Here is a 19264-nt window from a genome sequence, read left to right as displayed (position 1 = left end):
CGAGCATGTTTGTCCTTACCCCACCCCCGCAAGCCACAAGCGCAAGCGTTTTGCGCGCTCCGCAACTGCTCTGGTTACTCGCGATCGCAGACACGTTCGGGGGTCTGGCGCAGGGCTTCCCAGTGGCCCAGCTGTTGAAAAGCGGCGTGGTGGCATTCTTCTTGATCTACTTGTTCGCTTCCTCGGCATTGAGCGTCGGCACGCGCCTGGTCTGGCTTGGCGCCATCGGGTATTTTGTTGCGCGCCTGCTCGTGGATTATCTGATCTTCCTCGACCAGCGCGTGTTGTCGATGCAGGGCGGGTCGACGCTCAGACTGCTGTTTTTTCCGCTCCTGTACGCCTATTTGCTCGACCAGATAAACAAGGGGCGCTTGCGTCGCGCCGAGCTGCTCGGCTGCATTCTCGTGTATGGCTGGCTGATCCTGGCGTCCCTGTTCGTCGGAGAAGTGACTGGCCTGGGCGGCGTCATCGGAGGACGGGGCACCGACATGGACGGTGGGAAGGGTTTCATGATTGGCGCCAACGAGGTCGGTCTGATGCTGATTCTGACGGCGCCCTTCGTCGGCGCCGACATCGTGCGGCACACCCGCAGCCTGATAATCGGGGCCGCATTGCAGCTCTTGATATACGTCCTGGCGGGCCTGCACGTGTTCACGAAATCTTCGCTGATCTCGACCGCGGTGTCGGCCTTTTCGGTATACCGTGCCTTCATGCGCCGTGGAAGGGCAGGGAGGATGTTCATGTTCGCCGTGTTGGCAGGACTTTGTATTGCCATAACGCGATTGATATATGACAATCTCGAAACGATTGAAACATTCGCTCGCAGCACCTTCTTTGCTGCGCTGCTCGACGAAGGCCTGGTCGCGTTTCTTTTCCGCGGGCGCGAGGAATACATCTCCGCGATCTTCCCCCAGCTGCTGGAACACAGCCTGAACTGGCTGTTCCTGTTGTTCGGCGCAGGCGAGGTGTACATGCGCGACTTGTCGGTGATTCCCATGATGCTTGCACCGGACGACGGCACGACGTTTGAAATGGACGTGTTCGACATGCTCGGGGCCTACGGGCTGGTTGGATGCGCGATCTACGCTGGCGTGGTCGGCATGCTGTTGCGGCAGGCGGGTCCGCGCCGGTTTCCTGCAGAAATCAGCTTGGCTGTCTTCGGAATTCTGATCCACTCATTCATGGCCGGACATGTGCTGTTCTCGCCGCAGGTGACAACCCTGCTTGCGCTGGTGTTGCTTTATCACTGCGGCACGGATCCGACCACGCGGGCACGACACGGGACGGCGCAGCAAGCGGAGCCCAGCCTCTAAGCCCTTGACGCAGCCGGGCGGATCTATGTAGTTGACTAAGAAATCTTTTTAAATGAAAACTGTACTCATCGTTTTTGGCACCAGGCCTGAAGCCATCAAGATGGCGCCCGTGGTGAGCGAACTGCGCCGCAGCGAAATGCTCGACGTCAAGGTGTGCGTCACCGCCCAGCACCGCGAGATGCTGGACCAGGTACTGCGCCTGTTTGCGATCACTCCGGACTATGACCTGAACCTGATGCGCGCCGGCCAGGACCTGTCGGATATTACAGCGCGCGTGATCCTGGAGATGCGCGCGGTGCTGGCCGACTGCCGGCCCGACATGGTACTGGTCCACGGTGACACCACGACCGCCATGGCGGCCGCCCTGGCCGCGTTCTACGCCCGGATCCCGGTCGGACACGTGGAAGCGGGCCTGCGCACCAACGACATCTATTCGCCCTGGCCGGAAGAGATGAACCGCCGCATGGTCGGACGCCTGGCGGCCCTGCATTTCGCGCCGACCGCGCAGTCGCGCGCCAGCCTGCTGGCCGAAGGCGTGGCACCCGCGTCCATCCATGTCACCGGCAACACCGTGATCGACGCCCTGTTCGACGTGATCGACCGGCTCGAGCGCGATCGCGAGCTGAACGCGGCCCTCGATGCGCGCTTCGGCTTCATCGACAAGTCCAGGCGCATGATCCTGGTGACCGGCCACCGCCGCGAAAACTTCGGCGGCGGCTTCGAGAACATCTGCCTGGCCCTGAGCCGGCTGGCCGAGCGCAAGGACACCGTAATCGTCTATCCGGTGCACTTGAACCCGAACGTCCAGGAACCGGTGCGCCGCCTGCTCGGCGACGCCGACAACGTCCTCCTGATCGATCCGCTCGAATACGTGCCCTTCACCTACCTGATGAAGCGCGCCGACCTGGTCCTGACCGACTCCGGCGGCATCCAGGAAGAGGCGCCTTCGCTCGGCAAGCCGGTGCTGGTCATGCGCGACAATACCGAGCGCCCGGAAGCGGTCGCGGCCGGCACCGTGCGCCTAGTCGGCACCGATGCCGACCGCATCGTCGCCAGCGCCGCCGAACTGCTCGACGATCCGGCGCAGTACGCCCGGATGGCCGCCGCCCACAATCCTTACGGCGACGGCAAGGCCAGCTTCCGCATCCGTCAGGCACTCGAAGCCCATCACGCCGCGGCGATCCAGCCGCAACCCGATCTCACAGGTAAATAATGAAAGTACTATTCCAGTCGCGCTCGACGCTGTTCAGTGTCCCGGGTGGCGATACGGTGCAGCTGACCAAGACCGCAGAGTTGCTCAGGACGCTCGGCGTCACGGTCGACATCTCGACCGAACTCGAACCCAAGCTCGACAACTACGACCTGGTCCACCTGTTCAACCTGATGCGCCCTCAAGAGGTGTACATGCAGGCGGCCAACGCCAAGCGGCAGGGACGCCGCGTGGCCTTGTCGACCATCTATGGCCTGTACACTGAGTACGAGCGCAAGGCGCGTCCCGGCCTGGCGGGTTTCGTCAGCCGCAACGTCTCGCCCTGGCAAGTCGAACGGCTCAAGGTGGTGGCGCGCGTGCTCGCCAACGGCGAGTTCGGCCGCGGCAGTCTGCTGGTCGCGGGCCTGGGCTACAAGCGCCTGTGCGGCCGCGTCGCGGCCCTGTCCGACGTGTTCCTGCCGAATTCGGCCAGCGAGATGGGGCGCGTGCATTCCGACTTCCCGCAATCGCGCCCGAAGCCTTTCGTGGTGGTGCCGAACGCCGTCGACGAGACGGTGTTCGATCCCGCTAAGGTGGTCGTGCCCGAGTCGATGCGCCGTTTCGAAGGCTGCGTCCTGAGCGCGGCCAGGATCGAGGGCCGCAAGTGCCAGCTCGAGCTGGTGCGCGCGGTCAAGGACCTGGACGTCGACCTGGTCCTGATCGGCAAGCCCGCCCCCAACCACACGGCCTACTACGACGCCATCAAGCGCGAAGCGACCGACCGCGTGCATTTCGTGGGCCAGGTCCAGCACGCGGAGCTGGCGCAGTACTATGCGGCGGCGAAAGTACACGCCCTGGTCAGCTGGATGGAGACGCCCGGCCTGTCCTCGCTGGAAGCCGGCGCCATGGGCTGCAACCTCGTGATCACCGAAAAAGGCGACACCCGCGACTACTTCGGCGACGAGGCGCACTACTGCGATCCCGAATCGGTCGCCTCGATCCGCCAGGCGCTGGTGGACGCGCTGGCGGCGCCGCCCCAGCCGCGCCTGCAGGAACGGATCCGCTCCGAATACACCTGGCACAAGGCTGCCGAAATGACATTGAAGGGGTATCATCTTGCGCTCGAGTCGTAAGCCGAGCGTCGCCTTCATCGGCAGCGTCGGCATCCCGAACCGCTACGGCGGCTTCGAAGCTTTCCTGGAACACACCACGCCCTACATGCTCGGCCGGACCGAGTCGGTGATGGTGACCTGCGCCCGTCCGGCCTACCAGGGCCAGAACCAGGACCCCCTGTACCAGGGCGTCGAACGCGTCTTCATCAACTGCCCGGCGAACGGCGCCGCTTCCATCCTGCACGACCTGCTGGCCTTCTTCGCGGTCTTCCCGCGCGCCAGCCACATCGTCGTGCTCGGTGTCTCGGGCGGCATGTGGTTCCCGTTGTTCCGCCTGTTGTGCGCGCTGACCGGCAAGAAGCTGCTGGTTAACGTCGACGGCGTCGAATGGAAGCGGGGCAAGTTCTCGAAACCGAAGCGCCTGTTCCTGCGCGTAATCGACTACCTGAGCCAGCGCTTCGCGCACGAGGTGATCATCGATAACGATGGACTGCCCGCGCATTTCCCCGGCAAGACCGCGTGCATCGCCTATCCGGGCGACCACGTGCTGCGCGTGCCGACGCCGATGGAAGCGCGGTCCGCGCTGACGATCTGCCGCATCGAACCGGAAAACAACATCGAGCTGCTGATCAAGGGCGTGCTCGCGTCGCGCATGCACCGCTATACGATCATCGGCAACTGGGACCGCAGCGAGTACGGCATCGCCTTGCGCGACAAATACAAGGACAATTCACGCCTCAAGCTGCTCGACCCGATCTACGATCCCGTCGAACTGGCGCATTACCGTGAAGCCTGCTCCAGCTATATCCACGGCCATTCGGTGGGTGGCACCAATCCGTCTCTGGTGGAAATGATTTATTATAATTGCCATATTTACTGCTTCGACGTGATCTACCATCACCACACGATCGGCAGTCATGCGCAATTCTTCCGCGACGAGCTTGAGCTGGCCGTCCTGCTCGACGCGGAAACCGACATTCCCGACTGCCGGGAGCATCTCAAGTCGCGCTACAGCCGCGAGGGGATCTCGACCGCTTATCTCGACATGTGTCGGTGACCGCGCCCGTGACAGGCGCAGCCGCATTACCCTGCGGTTGCGCGCTGCGCTGCGACGACCATCATCTAAGGGACTTCAATGATTTTAGTGACCGGCGGCGCCGGATTTATCGGTAGTAATTTCGTCATCGACTGGCTGGCCCAGTCGGACGAACCCATCATCAACCTGGACAAGCTGACCTACGCCGGCAACCTGCAGAACCTGGCCTCGCTGGAAGGCGACAGCCGTCACGTGTTCGTACGCGGCGACATCGGCGACGCCGGCCTGGTCGCGCGGCTGCTGGCCGAGCATCGCCCGCGCGCCGTGCTGAACTTCGCCGCCGAGTCGCACGTCGACCGTTCAATCCACGGGCCGGAAGATTTTATCCAGACCAATATCGTGGGCACCTTCCACCTGCTGGAAGCGGTGCGCGCCTACTGGAACACGCTGGAAGCCGAAGCGCGGACCGCGTTTCGCTTCTTGCACGTGTCGACCGATGAAGTCTACGGGTCGCTGGAGAAGGACGCCCCGGCTTTCACCGAGACCCACCGCTACGAGCCGAACAGCCCCTACTCGGCGAGCAAGGCGGCGTCCGACCACTTGGTGCGCGCCTACCACCATACCTACGGCCTGCCGGTGCTGACCACCAATTGCTCGAACAATTACGGCCCGTATCATTTCCCGGAAAAGCTGATTCCGCTGGTGATCCACAATGCGCTGGCGGGCAAGCCCTTGCCGGTGTACGGCGACGGCCAGCAGATCCGCGACTGGCTGTACGTGAAGGACCATTGCAGCGCAATCCGCCGCGTCCTCGAGGCCGGCCGGCCGGGCGAGACCTACAATATCGGCGGCTGGAACGAGAAGCCGAACATCGAGATCGTGCACACCGTGTGCGCCCGGCTCGACGAGCTGCAGCCGAAGGCCGACGGGAGTTCGTATGCGACCCAGATCGCCTTCGTCAAGGACCGCCCGGGGCACGACCGCCGCTACGCGATCGACGCCAGCAAGATCGAACGCGAGCTCGGCTGGCGTCCTGCCGAAACCTTCGACACCGGCATCCGCAAGACCGTGCGCTGGTACCTCGCCAACCAGGACTGGGTCGGCGCGGTAACCAGTGGGAGCTATCGCGCATGGGTCGGCAAGCACTACGAGGCCGGCCAATGAAGATACTGATGACCGGGAAAACCGGGCAGCTGGGTTTCGAACTGCAGCGCACCCTGGCCCCCTTGGGCGAGCTCGTCGCCCTCGACCGCAGCGCCTGCGACCTGGCCGATCCCGTGTCCGTACGCGCGGCCGTCAGGGCGGTCGCGCCGGACGTAATCGTCAATCCGGCGGCATGGACCGCGGTCGACGCCGCCGAAGCGGATGCGGCGCCGGCGATCGCGGTGAATGCGGTCAGCCCCGGCGTGCTGGGCGAGGAGGCGGCGCGGCTGGGCGCCCTCGTCGTTCATTTCTCGACCGACTACGTTTTCGACGGCAGCAAGGAGGGCGCCTACACGGAGGCCGACGCGCCTTGTCCGCTGGGGGTGTATGGTCAGACCAAGCTCGATGGCGAGCGGGCCCTGGCGAGCGCCACGGCGCGCCACCTGATCCTGCGCACCAGCTGGGTCGTGGGAGCCTATGGGAACAACTTCGCTAAGACCATGCTGCGCCTGGCGGCGGAGCGCGAGCAGTTGCGCGTGGTCGCCGACCAGTTCGGAGCGCCGACCTCGGCTGCGCTGCTCGCCGACCTGACCGCGCACCTCGTGATGCGCTACCGCCAGTCCATTCAGCCGGGCGCGGGAGACTTCCCGTTCGGCCTGTACCACGTCAGCTCGACCGGAGAGACTAACTGGTGCGACTACGCGCGCTTCATCGTGGCCGAGGCCAGGGCGCTGGGCCAGCAGCTGAAAGTCCAGCCCGAACACATCATCCCGATCGGTACGGCGGACTATCCGACGCCGGCGCGGCGTCCCGCTAATTCGCGGCTCGCTACCGGACACTTCCAGCGGACCTTCGGCCTGCGCTTGCCGCCGTGGCAAGACCAAGTCCGTCATATCCTGCAACAGCTCAACGGGGCACACTAAATGCAGCAGCATACTTCGAACAGAAAAGGCATTATCCTGGCGGGCGGCTCGGGCACCCGCCTGTACCCCGTCACCCAAGCGGTCTCCAAGCAATTGATGCCGGTGTACGACAAGCCGATGATCTATTACCCGCTCAGCACGCTAATGCAGGCGGGCATTCGCGAAATTCTGGTGATTTCGACGCCGCACGACACGCCGCAGTTCCGCGAGCTGCTGGGCGACGGCAGTCATCTCGGGATCTCGATCGAATACGCGGTGCAGCCGTCGCCGGATGGGCTGGCCCAGGCCTTCATCATCGGGCGCGACTTCATCGGCCGCAATCCCAGCAGCCTGGTATTGGGCGACAACATTTTCTATGGCCACGATCTGGTACGGCAGCTCCAGAGCGCCGATTCGCGCGCCGAGGGCGCCACGGTGTTCGCCTACCACGTGCATGACCCGGAGCGCTACGGTGTGGTGGAATTCGACGCCCAGCACCGCGCCGTCAGCGTGCAGGAAAAGCCGAGCCACCCGAAAAGCAACTATGCGGTCACCGGCCTGTATTTCTACGACAACCAGGTGTGCGACATCGCAGCCGAGATCAGGCCCTCGGCCCGAGGCGAACTCGAAATCACCGACGTGAACCAGCACTACCTAGAGCGCGGACAACTGCAGGTCGAGATCCTGGGGCGAGGCTATGCCTGGCTCGACACGGGTACCCACGACAGCCTGCTCGAAGCGTCGCATTTCATCTCGACCTTGCAGAAGCGCCAGGGCCTGATGGTCGCCTGCCCCGAAGAGATCGCCTATCACCAGAAATGGATCGACGCGGAAAAAGTCCACGAGCTGGCCGATCCGATGAAGAAGACCGGCTATGGCCAATACCTGCTGAATTTGCTGAAGTAAGAGAATCGTATGCCCTTTACCGTCGTACCGACCGCGATCCCCGATGTGCTGATCTTCGAACCCCAGGTGTTCGGGGACGAGCGCGGTTTTTTCCTGGAAAGCTTCAACCAGCGCGACTTCGTCCGGGCCACCGGCCTCGACCTCCCGTTCGTGCAGGATAATCACAGCCGTTCGGTCCGTGGCGTCTTGCGGGGACTGCATTACCAGATCCAGCATCCGCAAGGAAAACTGGTGCGGGTAGTGCAGGGGGCCGTGTTCGACGTCGCGGTCGACCTGCGCAGAAACTCGCCGACCTTCGGCCAGTCGGTCGGAGTCGAACTGTCGTCCGAGAACAAGCGCCAGCTCTGGGTCCCGCCGGGCTTCGCCCACGGCTTCCTGGTCCTGTCGGAGAGCGCCGAGTTCCTGTACAAGACGACGGACTACTGGTATCCCGAACACGAACGCAGCCTGCTGTGGAGCGATCCCGAGCTCGGCATTGCCTGGCCCATCGACGGCGCGCCGCGCCTCGCCGCCAAGGATGCGGCGGGCGTGCTGCTGCGCGATGCCGACACCTACGCCTGACTCCCGGCCTCGAGCCGCGGCAGCCACCGGCAACCGCGTGCGCCGGCTGCCTTTCCCGCGCCTGTCGCCCTTCTTTAGATTGATCATCTTGCCCATCTCGCTTCGTAAATCCCTCCAATACAGCTGGTACGGCTGGGTCGCGTTCTCGGCCCATGCGTTCGCGGCCACGCCCACCGTGCAGGGACAGTCCGGTTACATCAACATGCCGAGCGCCGTCGTCGAACAGGACGGCGACCTCAGCATTGGGTACAGCCGCGACCGTCCCTACGGCAGTTTCTGGGCGACAGCGACGGTGCTGCCGTTTCTCCAGGTGACCGGACGCTATGTCTCGATCAGCGGCACGCCGCAATTCACCGATCCGAATCTCGATCCCTACTGGCGCAACTACGGACGCTACAAGGACAAGGTGATCGACGCCAAGTTGCGCTTGATCGAGGAATCGGGGGCGATGCCCGCGATCGCGGTCGGCGCCACCGACGTGCTGGGCACGGGACTGTTCAAGGGGCATTACGCCGTTGCGACCAAGACTTTCGGCGCGGCGCGCAATATCGAAGCCAGCGTCGGCTACGGCGGCAAGCGCCCCGACGGTGTGTTCGGGGGCGTGCGCTGGCGTCCGCTCGCCGCGCCGCGCTGGGCGCTGGTTGCGGAATACGATGCCAACGACTACAGCCGCGATTTCGAAGCCGCCAGTACCGGTGCGGCCAAGCGCAGCAAGGGGCCGGCCGTCGGCCTGGAATACCGCTGGGGCTGGCTCGGTGCGCAGATCGCCCGGCAACGGGATCAGTTCAGCGCCAACGCGTACATCAGCATCCCATTCGCGGAACGCGAGTTCCTGCCCAAGTTGCAGGAGCCGGCGCCCTTCGCACCGAAGAATCCGCCTGCGCGCGTGAGCCCCGAGGCCTGGCAGAGCGAGGGACGCCACCGGGCCGAGCTGATCCAGGCCCTGGTGAAGCAGAACTTCCGGAATATCCGTGTCGAATTCGACGGCGGCACTCTCAAGCTGACGCTGACCAACAGCCGCATCACGAACCTCGGCCGCGCGGTCGGGCGGGCCGCGCGCACCGCCCTCGCGTTCGCTCCGCAAGGCACGCGCGCGATCCACGTGACCTATACTCGGCTCGAGCAGCCGATCGCCACCTACGAATTCTTCGATCTGCAGCGCCTGACGGACTACCTGACCGGCCTGGCCGGCCGGGAGTCCTTCCTGCAGACCGTGCTGGTGCGCTACTCGACGCCGGCCGACATGGTGACGGACGACGAGCCGGAGCTGCTCGCTTCGGTACGGGAAGAGGGGGCGGGGCTGGGCGTGCGCGTCAATCAGGAGGGCGAGATGATCCAGCTGCGCGCCGAGGACCGGGAAGCGAACCGCTTCCGCGTCGCGCCGCGCCTGGCCTTCTTCTTCAACGATCCGAGCGGGGCCTTGCGTTACGAGGTGTCGGCGGTGTCGAACTACGACAAGCGCCTGGGGGAGGGCCTGTATTTCAACAGCGCCCTGAAGCTCAACCTGATCGAGAACGTCACGGGCGTCACCCAGCCATCGAACAGCCTGCTGCCGCATGTGCGGACCGACATCGCAGAGTACAAGCGCGGCGGTCGCTTCAAGCTCAACCGCGCCATGCTGAACAAATACATGACCCTCGACGAGCGCCTGTACGCGCGCCTGTCCGGCGGCCTCTACGAGGAAATGTATCGCGGCGTCGGAGGACAGGTCCTATACCTGCCGAAAGACAAGCGCTGGGCCGCCGACCTGAGCATCGATGCGCTCGAGCAGCGCGGCTTCAAGGGCTGGTTCGACAAGCGCGACTATCGCACGGTGACGGCGCTGGGGGCCTTGCACTACCGCCTGCCCTATGACCTGACCGTGACGGCCAGGGCCGGCCGCTTCCTGGCCAGGGACGAAGGGGTGCGCATGGAATTCAAGCGCCGTTTCCGCTCGGGCGTCGAGATCGGCGCCTGGTATACGCGGACCAACGGCAGGGACATCACCAGCCCCGGCACGCCGGCGAATCCGTATAACGACAAGGGCATTTTCCTGTCGGTTCCCTTGAACATCATGTTGCTTGCCGACACGCAAGCGTCGGCCGGATTCGCGATCGCGCCGTGGACGCGCGACGTTGGCCAGATGGTCTTCAGCCCGGGAGACTTGTACGAAGTGATGGAAGACGCACGACGCGACCTGAACACCGGCGACGGTCTCGGCAATTTCGGCGAGCGCAAGGACGAGGCGAACCATCCTTCGGTCAACCCGCCGGTGCAGCCGATGCCGAGCCCTTGGCCGGCATTTCGCTGGCGCGTGCAACAGTCAGTCTCGGGTGCGCCAACCCTGCCCCAATGGGCCAAGGGCTCGCTGCTGGCCGGCGGCGCCGTGCTCGCGGGTGCGGCGCTGGACCGGCCGGTCGACCGTTTCGTTAGCAGACACCAGGATGCGCGTGCAATGGATGCCCTGGGCGACGTCGGCAAGGCGATGCCGGTCGCACTGGCGGGCGCGGCAGGGGCCGCGATCGCCTTTGGCGACTCGCGCATGCAGAACATGGGCATCATCTCCATGCAGTCGATTGCGGCATCGGCCGGCGTGTCGATGGTCACCAAACGCCTAGTGCAAAGGGCGCGTCCCAGCGAGGAACTGGGCCGCTGGAGCCGGGCCGGAAAGCGCTCGAATGCTTCCTTCCCGTCGAATCACGCGGCCGTCGCCTTTGCCGCCGTGACGCCGTTTGCCCAGGAGTACGACGCTCCCTGGCTGTATGGCCTGGCGGCAATCGGCGCGATGGGCCGGGTCGCGGACCGTCAACACTGGGTATCGGACGTGGTGGGAGGAGCCGTGGTGGGTTATGCCATGGGCAGCTGGTTGTGGCAGGCGCAGCGCGACGATTCGCGATCCCAGTTCGCCGTCATGCCGGCGGCAAAGGGGATCAGCGTCACCTGGAGCGGAAGCTATTAGCGCATCGCTCGCTCAACAAGTACGACCTTGAAGGCGGTATGGCTGGGTAGAAAGCATTGTTAAAAATAACTGGCTGGAAGCTAGTAAGGATGAAGTGCTTAAAGCGCTACTGGCCTCTTGGTGCAGTAACGAGTTTTTCTGAATTTTGACCAGTTTATGGAGAGAGTTTTGAGTAGAAATGGCGCGCTGGACTTCTTGAAAATCATCTTGGCATTGATGGTCGTGGGTATGCACGCAAGTTTCCTGGCGGATGTTAGCGCTTTCGGTGCATATCTCACGTCGCATGGGCTTTTTCGTATCGCCGTGCCCGTTTTTTTGCTTATCAATGGATATTTTTTTCACCGAACTTTAGCTGAAGGTGGCTCAGTCACGTGGTTCAAGCGGGTATTGATTCTTTATTTCCTATGGATGGCGGTTTATCTTCCGCACTGGGCGCCCGACCTCCATCAGGAGGTTAGTTCCGTACTAGTCAAAGGGACGCATACTGTTTTCTTCGGCTACTACCATCTCTGGTACCTGGCCGGTATGATTGGCGCCGCCGTGCTAATGGTTGTCATGGCGAAGGCCAGCACCTCCCAACTCGCTATTGCGATAACTCTAACGTTTCTGACCGGTGTCGTCGTCCAGTATGTAGGGGCTTATCACCTTCTGAGTAATGCCTATTTATCTAAAATCCTGAGCTTGAATTGGTCGCACCGGAATTTTTTGCTGTTCTCTTTCCCCTTCTTTTGCGCAGGCTTTCTGATCAATAAGCATCAACTGCAGAATCGCCTTACTGTCCGCGCCATATTCGGGTTGGTCTGCTTGGGGTTGGTACTGCTTTTCCTTGAGTGCTACCTTAATTATTCCGCATCTTCGTCCAGCGTGGCATTGGATAATATGGCATCTCTCGCGGTGATTAGTCCCGCACTGTTTATGTTGTTCATGAAAATCCGGATCGAGAGCAGTAGCAAGGAACTCGCCCTTTATTCGACCGGCATTTACCTGGTCCATATTCTCATACTGTTCGCGTTACAGAACGCATGGAATGTGTCTGCCACAAGTCTTACATTCCTGACCGCCGCCGCCGCCGCAGTCGTCTCGTATTTTTTGATTCGGTTGCAAAAGAGGTTCAGTTTCATTCTGTAATCCTTCACCTGGTTGCACGAAGGCACGGTAAAGCAAATCGGTCATGAGCGGCAGCGGCGTCCGCTCCGCCATGCGTCCGGCCACTTGCGCGAAGAGGGGGCCGGCCAAACGACGCCGGGCGGCTATCGCCAGAGGCGCCGGTGGCGTTGCGGCACAACGGGTGACGGATGCGTGCGGCGCGCCGCAGGCATTCGGGTGTTACAGCCCGGCGGTCGGTTCCCGGTACCAAAGCGATGCGGAGTCTCATGATTCTATTTTGGAATAAATCTTGGCCCAAAGAAAAGGCCAAATTTAAACAAATAGGGGGGGCAAATATCACCAATTTCCACGCATGGGCTTATCGCCCCGAGTCGCTTTTAAGCCACAACCTGATCAAGTTGAATGGACGTGTTGTTGAGATACCAGTTGCCTCGTGTTAAGATAAGCGGTTAAATGATCTTTCAATAGTCCAGGGGTGTCATGAATTTGGCTGGGATGGGAAACGTTGAATGGCAATGGGGCGCGGTATCTTTTCTTTCCTCCGTGGCCATTGTCCTGACGACGAAATGGCACGGCAAGTTTTCGCTTGATACCAACAGCGGCGTGCAGAAGTTCCACGTCGCTCCGACTCCGCGTGTCGGCGGGATCGCGATCTTTCTGGGGCTGCTGCTCGCCTGTCTGTTCTCCGATGCGCCGATGCGCGCGCTGCTGGGCCCGATCCTGCTTGCCGGCTTGCCCGCGTTCTGCTTCGGCGTTGCGGAAGACGTCACGAAGCGCGTGTCGGTGCGCATGCGCCTGGTCGCGACGATGGCCAGCGGCGTCGCCGCCTGGGCGCTGACTGGGGCCAGCGTCACGCATATCGGGATCGGCGGACTCGATGCCCTCCTAGCCTGGCTACCCCTGTCCGTGCTGTTCACTGCATTCGCCGTCGGCGGCGTGGCGAACGCCGTCAATATCATCGACGGTTTCAACGGCTTGGCGAGCGGGACGGTTGCCATCTGCCTGGTAGCGCTGGGGCTGATCGCTTCGGGCTGCGGCGATACCGCCTTGGCAAGCCTCTGTTTCCTGATCTGCGCCGTCACCGTCGGTTTCTTCCTCGTGAATTTCCCGTTCGGCAAACTGTTCCTGGGGGACGGCGGCGCCTACCTGCTGGGCTTTATCCTGGCCTGGCTGGCGGTGATGCTTCCGTTCCGTAACCCCTCGGTGTCGCCATGGGCCTCGCTGCTGGCTTGCGCCTATCCGATTTTCGAAACCGTCTTCACCGTCATACGGCGCGTATGGACCCGTGCTCATCCTGGAGAGCCGGACAGCCATCACCTGCACAGCCTGATCAAGATCGCGATTTCGCGCCGTTATTTCAGCGCCTGGCGCCCCGACATGTGCAACGCGTCGGTGTCGCCGTTTTCCTGGGCTATTGCGATCCTGCCAGCGGCCTTCGCCGTGTATTTCGCAGGCAACACCGCAGCGCTGCTGACCGCTGGTGCACTCAGTTTCTCGGTCTATCTGGGAATGTACTGGTATGTGTCGAAGGCGAGCAAGCAGGGCCCCGGCCTTGCGACGACCGTTGTCGACAGCGGCGAATCGACGGCGCCGGTACGCTGAAGGCCGCGTCCGTCGTCGGACGCCATCCATTTTCTTGCCGGGCGCATTGCGTTGCGCTCGTGCCGGCTGAAACGGCCATCGCACTCCGGATCCCGGCCTCCCCATCTTTTCGATTCCGCCGCCAGCTCGCGCCGGCCGCCGCCGCACTGTCCTGCCGCGGGCGTGCACTCCACTCGAGCGCTATTGGCTGGAGCGCCGCTCCGGCTGCGCCAACGCAAAAAAAACTGGCCGCGATTGCGGCCAGTCGTCCAATGTCTCAAGCGCCTTGGGGCGCCGTCGATCAGTGGTGGGTGGTAGCAGCGTGGCTGGTGCTCGAATCGCTGTCAGCTGCAGCGATTGCGACGCCAGCGACCACAGCGCCGATAGCGACCATTGCAGCGGTCGACAGGCCGGTGCCAGCAACGCCGGTGGTGGCGGTGGTGGTGGTAGCGGTGGTGGTGGTGGTGGTCGACTGCGCGTTGGTGTCGGTCGATGCGGTCTGTGCGAACACCTGGGCCGACATCAGGCTCAGGGCAGCGGTCATAGCGAGGAGCTTCTTCATTGTAGATCCTTTGTTCAAAGTGACGGTATATCCGTATGGTGCATTAACTGCCACGGCATTATAGCAACGAAAAGTTGAGTTGTATTAATCAAGCGATGTGAAAACGCCAAAACTTGTCACAAAATTGTATATATGCGTATCAAATGACGGCATTATCTTTATGCTACCAAATCCTTCCGCAGCGTAAATAACGGGTGCTTTTACCTCCTTCTCAGAATATAGATTCTCGGAAATCCCAGCGATAATCCTGGCTCGACAACGATTTGCAGGCCCAGGAGCATAGATGGCGGACGACAGCGACGCGGAACGCACCGAACCAGCGTCACCCAGGCGGTTAGAGAAAGCACGCGAGGAAGGCGACGTTCCCCGTTCGCGCGAAATCGCCACCTTCACCGTCCTGATGACCGCCGGCGCGTCCCTGTGGATGTTCGGCGGCTCGCTGGTCGGCCGCCTGGGCGCCGCCCTGCAATCCGGCCTCTCGCTCGACCGCGAGCAGGTCTACAACCCCGACGTCCTGCTCGAGCGCGTGTTCAACGACGTACTCGGCGTGATGCTGGCCTGCCTGCCGATCGCCGGCGCCATCATGCTGGTCGCCCTGGTCTCGCCGCTGCTGATCGGCGGCTGGCTGTTCTCGTCCAAGGCCTTCATGCCCAACTTCATGAAGCTGAACCCGATCAAGGGCATCGGTAACATGTTCTCGACCAATTCCCTGATCGAACTGCTGAAGGCGATCGCCAAGACCGTGCTGGTCGGGGCGGTCGCCTGGGTCGTCATCATGGGCCAGAAGGAAGCGATGCTGGGCCTGGCGGTCGAGCCGCTGAACGCGGGCAGCGCCCATGCCGGCGAGATGATCGCCAAGGCCTTCCTGTTCATCGTCGGCGCCCTGGGCGTGGTGGCCCTGATCGACGGCCCCTACCAGCTCTGGCACTACCACGACAAGATGAAGATGACGCGCCAGGAAATGATCCAGGAGCACAAGGAGTCCGACGGCAACCCGCAAATCAAGGGCAAGATCCGCCAGATGCAGCGCGAGATGGCGCGCGGCCGGATGATGCAGAACGTGCCGACCGCCGACGTGATCGTCACCAACCCGACCCACTACGCCGTGGCCCTGAAATACGCCGACGGCCAGAAGGGCGCGCCGCGCGTGGTCGCCAAGGGCGTCGACGATGTCGCGGCCAAGATCCGCGAACTGGGCGGCGAACACAAGGTCCCGATGCTGGAAGCGCCGGCCCTGGCCCGTGCGCTGTACAAGCACACCGACATCGACGAAGAGATTCCCGAGAAGCTGTACTCGGCCGTGGCCGAAGTGCTGGCCTATGTCTACCAGCTGCGCGCCTACAAGAAGGGCGATGGCGCCTACCCGGACCGTCCGAGCAAGCTGGCCGTGCCGCCGGAGATGGACCCCCACGACCCGGCCTTCCAGCTGGCCCAGCAGCGACCCTCGCGCCCCGACCCGAATAATGGAGTGATGCAATGAACAGCCTGAAACTGCCTGCCTGGCTGAACGGCCTCGGGAACCGCGGCGGCAAGGCGCTGGCCGCGCCTGTCCTGATCATCCTGCTGCTGGCGATGATGATCCTGCCGCTGCCGGCCTTCATCCTCGACGTGTTCTTCACCTTCAATATCGCGCTGTCGGTGATCGTGCTGCTGACGGCCTTGTACACGGTCAAGCCGCTCGACTTCATGGCCTTCCCGGCCATCCTGCTGGTCTCGACCATGCTGCGCCTGGCGCTGAACGTCGCGTCCACCCGTATCGTCCTGACCGAAGGCCATACCGGCGGCGCGGCCGCGGGCAAGGTGATCGAGGCCTTCGGCCACTTCCTGATCGGCGGCAACTACACGGTTGGTATCGTCGTGTTCGTCATCCTGACCATCATTAACTTCAGCGTCGTCACCAAGGGTGCGGGCCGTATCGCCGAGGTCGGCGCACGCTTCGCCCTGGACGCGATGCCGGGCAAGCAGATGGCGATCGACGCCGACCTGAACGCCGGCCTGATCGGCGAAGCCGACGCGCGCAAGCGCCGCAACGAAGTGGCCCAGGAAGCCGAGTTCTACGGCGCGATGGACGGTGCGTCCAAGTACGTCAAGGGCGACGCGGTCGCCGGCATCATGATTACCCTGATCAACGTGATCGGCGGCCTGATCGTCGGCGTGGTCCAGCACAGCATGGCGGTCGGCGACGCCGCCACCACCTATACCTTGCTGGCGATCGGCGACGGCCTGGTGGCCCAGCTGCCTTCCTTGATCATCTCGATCGCGGCCGGTATGGTCGTGTCGCGCGTGGCCAGCGACGAAGACATCAGCTCGCAGCTGACCAACCAGCTGTTCGCACGCCCGGAGGCGCTGTACATCACCGGAGGCATCATCTTCGGCCTGGGCGTGATCCCGGGCATGCCGACCCTGGTGTTCCTGATGCTGGGCGGCGCGCTGCTGGGCGGCGGCTACCTGCTGTCCAAGCGCGCCAAGGCAAAGCCGGCCCAGGAAGCGGCGGCCGCCGCGGCGGAGCAGGCCGCCGCGGCCACCCAGGCCCCGGCCGAGTCCGAGGAAGCCACCTGGCAGGACGTGATGCCGGTCGATACCCTCGGCCTGGAAGTGGGCTACCGCCTGATTCCGCTGGTCGACAAGACCCAGGGCGGCGAACTGCTCAAGCGCATCAAGGGTATCCGCAAGAAGTTCGCCCAGGAAGTCGGTTTCCTGGCGCCGCCGGTGCACATCCGCGACAACCTCGAGCTCAAGCCCTCGGGCTACCGCATCACGCTCAAGGGCGTCGAAGTGGGCGCGGGCGAGGCCATGAACGGCCAGTTCCTGGCGATCAACCCGGGCATGGCGAGCGGCACGCTGCCGGGCCTGGTGACCACCGATCCGGCCTTCGGCCTGCCGGCGATCTGGATCGAAGCCGGCCTGCGCGACGAGGCGCAGAGCATGGGCTATACCGTGGTCGACGCCGGCACCGTGGTGGCGACCCACCTGAACCACCTGATCACGACCCACGCCTCGGAACTGCTGGGCCGCATGGAAGTGCAGGCGCTGCTCGACCACCTGGGCAAGGAAACCCCGAAGCTGGTCGAGGACCTGGTGCCGAAGATGATGCCGCTGTCGACCTTGCAGAAGGTGCTGCAGAACCTGCTGGTGGAAGGCGTGCACATCCGCGACATGCGCACCATCATCGAGGCGCTGTCCGAGTACGCGAGCCAGACCCAGGATCCGGCCGACCTGACCGCGATGGTGCGGGTGGCGCTGGGCCGCGCGATCGTCCAGCAGCTGTTCCCGGGCGCCAGCGAGCTGTCGGTGATGACCCTGGACAACCGCCTCGAGCGCCTGCTGATGGGCGCGATGAGCGCCGGCGGCGACGGCACCGGCATCGAGCCGGGCCTGGCCGACACCATCGCCCAGCAGGCGGCCCAGGCGGCCCAGCAGCAGGAACAGATGGGCCTGACCCCGGTGCTGCTGGTGCCGGCGCCGCTGCGCGTGCTGCTGTCGCGCTTCCTGCGCCGCGCCGTGCCGCAGCTGAAAGTGCTGTCTCATAACGAGATTCCGGAGACCAAGACGATCCGGGTGACGAGCCTGGTGGGCGCGCAGATGTAAAGGTCGCTGGGCGGGCGAGGGGCGCCGCGCCCGATGATGAGCGAGGGGCGAGCCGCGACGGCTCTGCCCCTTCCAGCGCTACAGGCGCGTTTTTTTCCTGAGCTGCCGCCAGATCAGCAAGCCGGATACCGTCACCACCAGGACCAAGGTGAACGCACTGCTGAGGGCCACAAGCGTTTCGAGATCCCGCAGCTCTTCTCCGTTGCTCGAGCCGTAGAGCTCGACGAGCCGGAGTGACAGTGCACGAGGTATTGGCGGGCCGAGATCCGGGCGCACGAGCCATATGTGTCCAAGTGCGAACGTGGCCGCAAAGACCCATGCACAAAGACCTGCGCGCCTGCCCGCCGTACTCACTTGACCGTCACCCGGCCATAAGCTTTCAAGGAGCTGCCTGGGATAGCGATCTGGCTGCTTGCCTTGAGACGGGCGCGCAGGATGCTGAAATCGGCCCGGTTCTCGAGAGTGATGCATCCTTGACTGATACCGAGACTGCCCTTCGGATGTAGCCGAAAGCTTCCCCTCTTTACTTTGTTACAGAAGGTCTCATCGTCGATTTTCCCATCCGCCGCGTAGAGTGCGAACCAATCTGACTTGGCGCTGAAGAGATCGCGCAGAAGGCCGAGCCGGCCGCCCGATTGACGGTCGAGTACGTAGTAGACGCCGGGCGGAATCGGGCCAATGCCGGCGTGACAGGCGAACTCTCTGCGGTTTGCGTGGGCGCCCAAGCCGGAAAACGCGGCGAACTGCATATTGTTCGTCTTGAATAGACTCATCGGTTCGCCGTTCAGCTCGAAGGTACACGCTAACATTGGCCTCTCTCCCGGAAGTTTGCAGTGCAAGCTTCCGATCATAGTCAGCCATTAAAAACGATCTTTGATCGAGTACAAGCCTTGATTGGCCAGTAGCGAAAGCGATCCGCCGGAGGTGAGCAGGCGTCAGCGGATCTTGTGCAGCCACCAGTTCTCGAACCAGATCGAGAACTGCAGCAACAGGCCGGTCACAAACAGGAAATCGGCCAGCAGGCCAGTACGTAGGGCAGCGGCGATCACGCCGGCAATGAGGAAGACGGTGCGCAGGGCAGGGAGGCTGCGGTCGAGTGCATCGCAGCAGTGGATCAGGAATGTCGCGAAATCAGTCGTCCCAGGGTGACGCTTCGGTATCCGAAATTTCATTGCTGCCCCTTTCATGACGCTGACGGAGTCGTTCCGATTGTGGTCAAGTATGCACTTTATTTGTGATCGTTACAATTGGCGATAATATGCTTTCAGGCAAATTTTGCATGACTGTGCGCTAGCTCATACAAATTGAATAAGAAAAATGCAACGT

Annotated in this window: 16 protein-coding genes; 13 read left to right on the top strand and 3 right to left on the bottom strand. The window is 63.0% G+C overall.

The features are described from left to right. Positions 1-5: 5 nt before the first annotated feature. The 11 genes from J8847_RS06285 to J8847_RS06235 all read left to right on the top strand — a co-directional run bounded on the left by J8847_RS06285 (position 6) and on the right by J8847_RS06235 (position 13809). Positions 6-1313 carry a hypothetical protein gene (locus J8847_RS06285; RefSeq protein ID WP_211523838.1) on the top strand — a complete coding sequence of 436 codons (1308 nt, stop codon included), beginning with the start codon at positions 6-8 and terminating at the stop codon, positions 1311-1313. A 52-nt stretch (positions 1314-1365) separates the two neighbouring features. After that, the gene (gene wecB / locus J8847_RS06280; protein WP_211523837.1) at positions 1366-2526 is read left to right on the top strand and encodes a non-hydrolyzing UDP-N-acetylglucosamine 2-epimerase; all 1161 of its coding nucleotides are present in this window, start codon (positions 1366-1368) and stop codon (positions 2524-2526) included. Then, positions 2526-3635, top strand: coding sequence for a glycosyltransferase family 4 protein (locus tag J8847_RS06275; protein WP_211523836.1), 1110 nt, complete (start codon positions 2526-2528; stop codon positions 3633-3635). Before wecB ends, J8847_RS06275 begins: the two co-directional genes overlap by 1 nt. Further along, entirely contained in the window at positions 3619-4671 is a 1053-nt protein-coding gene (locus J8847_RS06270) for a DUF1972 domain-containing protein (protein ID WP_211523835.1), read from the top strand. Before J8847_RS06275 ends, J8847_RS06270 begins: the two co-directional genes overlap by 17 nt. 78 nt (positions 4672-4749) lie before the next feature. After that, positions 4750-5814: a dTDP-glucose 4,6-dehydratase gene (gene rfbB, locus J8847_RS06265; RefSeq protein WP_211523834.1), complete on the top strand. Its 1065-nt coding sequence runs from the start codon at positions 4750-4752 to the stop codon at positions 5812-5814. Between the two features lie 8 nt (positions 5815-5822). Further along, complete coding sequence (gene rfbD, locus J8847_RS06260; protein ID WP_229512565.1) at positions 5823-6716, top strand: dTDP-4-dehydrorhamnose reductase; 894 nt, start codon at positions 5823-5825, stop codon at positions 6714-6716. Then, positions 6717-7601, top strand: coding sequence for a glucose-1-phosphate thymidylyltransferase RfbA (gene rfbA, locus J8847_RS06255; RefSeq protein ID WP_211523832.1), 885 nt, complete (start codon positions 6717-6719; stop codon positions 7599-7601). A 9-nt stretch (positions 7602-7610) separates the two neighbouring features. Then, positions 7611-8162, top strand: a complete 552-nt coding sequence (gene rfbC / locus J8847_RS06250; RefSeq protein WP_211523831.1) for a dTDP-4-dehydrorhamnose 3,5-epimerase — start codon at positions 7611-7613, stop codon at positions 8160-8162. 37 nt (positions 8163-8199) lie between these two features. After that, the gene (locus tag J8847_RS06245; RefSeq protein ID WP_373999843.1) at positions 8200-11100 is read left to right on the top strand and encodes a YjbH domain-containing protein; all 2901 of its coding nucleotides are present in this window, start codon (positions 8200-8202) and stop codon (positions 11098-11100) included. Between the two features lie 168 nt (positions 11101-11268). Next, on the top strand, positions 11269-12228 hold the full coding sequence (locus J8847_RS06240) for an acyltransferase (RefSeq protein ID WP_211523829.1): 960 nt from the start codon (positions 11269-11271) through the stop codon (positions 12226-12228). Between the two features lie 459 nt (positions 12229-12687). Then, positions 12688-13809, top strand: coding sequence for a glycosyltransferase (locus J8847_RS06235; RefSeq protein WP_211523828.1), 1122 nt, complete (start codon positions 12688-12690; stop codon positions 13807-13809). Between the two features lie 280 nt (positions 13810-14089). On the opposite strand, the gene J8847_RS06230 is transcribed toward J8847_RS06235, so the two are convergent. Further along, a complete protein-coding gene (locus J8847_RS06230; protein WP_211523827.1) occupies positions 14090-14332 on the bottom strand; it encodes a hypothetical protein in 243 nt (80 codons plus the stop codon). 301 nt (positions 14333-14633) lie between these two features. Between J8847_RS06230 and flhB the strand changes: the two genes are divergently transcribed. Together flhB and flhA are read left to right on the top strand one after the other, a co-directional pair. Continuing rightward, on the top strand, positions 14634-15830 hold the full coding sequence (flhB, locus tag J8847_RS06225) for a flagellar biosynthesis protein FlhB (RefSeq protein WP_211523826.1): 1197 nt from the start codon (positions 14634-14636) through the stop codon (positions 15828-15830). Further along, complete coding sequence (flhA, locus tag J8847_RS06220; protein ID WP_211523825.1) at positions 15827-17938, top strand: flagellar biosynthesis protein FlhA; 2112 nt, start codon at positions 15827-15829, stop codon at positions 17936-17938. The genes flhB and flhA overlap by 4 nt, the downstream gene beginning before the upstream one ends. A gap of 350 nt (positions 17939-18288) precedes the next feature. Here the strand turns inward: flhA and J8847_RS06215 are convergent, their stop codons facing one another. Together J8847_RS06215 and J8847_RS06210 are read right to left on the bottom strand one after the other, a co-directional pair. Continuing rightward, positions 18289-18747: a DUF2778 domain-containing protein gene (locus J8847_RS06215; protein ID WP_211523824.1), complete on the bottom strand. Its 459-nt coding sequence runs from the start codon at positions 18745-18747 to the stop codon at positions 18289-18291. A gap of 126 nt (positions 18748-18873) precedes the next feature. Beyond that, positions 18874-19110: a hypothetical protein gene (locus tag J8847_RS06210; RefSeq protein ID WP_211523823.1), complete on the bottom strand. Its 237-nt coding sequence runs from the start codon at positions 19108-19110 to the stop codon at positions 18874-18876. Positions 19111-19264: the final 154 nt, after the last annotated feature.

The organism is Massilia sp. AB1 (assembly GCF_018119385.1).
Lineage (GTDB): Bacteria > Pseudomonadota > Gammaproteobacteria > Burkholderiales > Burkholderiaceae_D > Telluria.
The sequence above is the reverse complement of the archived record's forward strand: the minus strand, read 5'-3'. Positions and strand labels throughout refer to the sequence as shown.

Bases quoted from the DNA above. Each gene is read 5' to 3' on its own strand.
- J8847_RS06215 (WP_211523824.1), bottom strand. From the start codon at position 18,747: ATGTTAGCGTGTACCTTCGAGCTGAACGGCGAACCGATGAGTCTATTC.
- rfbD (WP_229512565.1), top strand. From the start codon at position 5,823: ATGACCGGGAAAACCGGGCAGCTGGGTTTCGAACTGCAGCGCACCCTG.
- J8847_RS06275 (WP_211523836.1), top strand. From the start codon at position 2,526: ATGAAAGTACTATTCCAGTCGCGCTCGACGCTGTTCAGTGTCCCGGGT.
- flhB (WP_211523826.1), top strand. From the start codon at position 14,634: ATGGCGGACGACAGCGACGCGGAACGCACCGAACCAGCGTCACCCAGG.
- J8847_RS06230 (WP_211523827.1), bottom strand. From the start codon at position 14,332: ATGACCGCTGCCCTGAGCCTGATGTCGGCCCAGGTGTTCGCACAGACC.
- flhA (WP_211523825.1), top strand. From the start codon at position 15,827: ATGAACAGCCTGAAACTGCCTGCCTGGCTGAACGGCCTCGGGAACCGC.
- rfbC (WP_211523831.1), top strand. From the start codon at position 7,611: ATGCCCTTTACCGTCGTACCGACCGCGATCCCCGATGTGCTGATCTTC.
- rfbB (WP_211523834.1), top strand. From the start codon at position 4,750: ATGATTTTAGTGACCGGCGGCGCCGGATTTATCGGTAGTAATTTCGTC.
- J8847_RS06210 (WP_211523823.1), bottom strand. From the start codon at position 19,110: ATGAAATTTCGGATACCGAAGCGTCACCCTGGGACGACTGATTTCGCG.
- wecB (WP_211523837.1), top strand. From the start codon at position 1,366: ATGAAAACTGTACTCATCGTTTTTGGCACCAGGCCTGAAGCCATCAAG.
- rfbA (WP_211523832.1), top strand. From the start codon at position 6,717: ATGCAGCAGCATACTTCGAACAGAAAAGGCATTATCCTGGCGGGCGGC.
- J8847_RS06235 (WP_211523828.1), top strand. From the start codon at position 12,688: ATGAATTTGGCTGGGATGGGAAACGTTGAATGGCAATGGGGCGCGGTA.
- J8847_RS06285 (WP_211523838.1), top strand. From the start codon at position 6: ATGTTTGTCCTTACCCCACCCCCGCAAGCCACAAGCGCAAGCGTTTTG.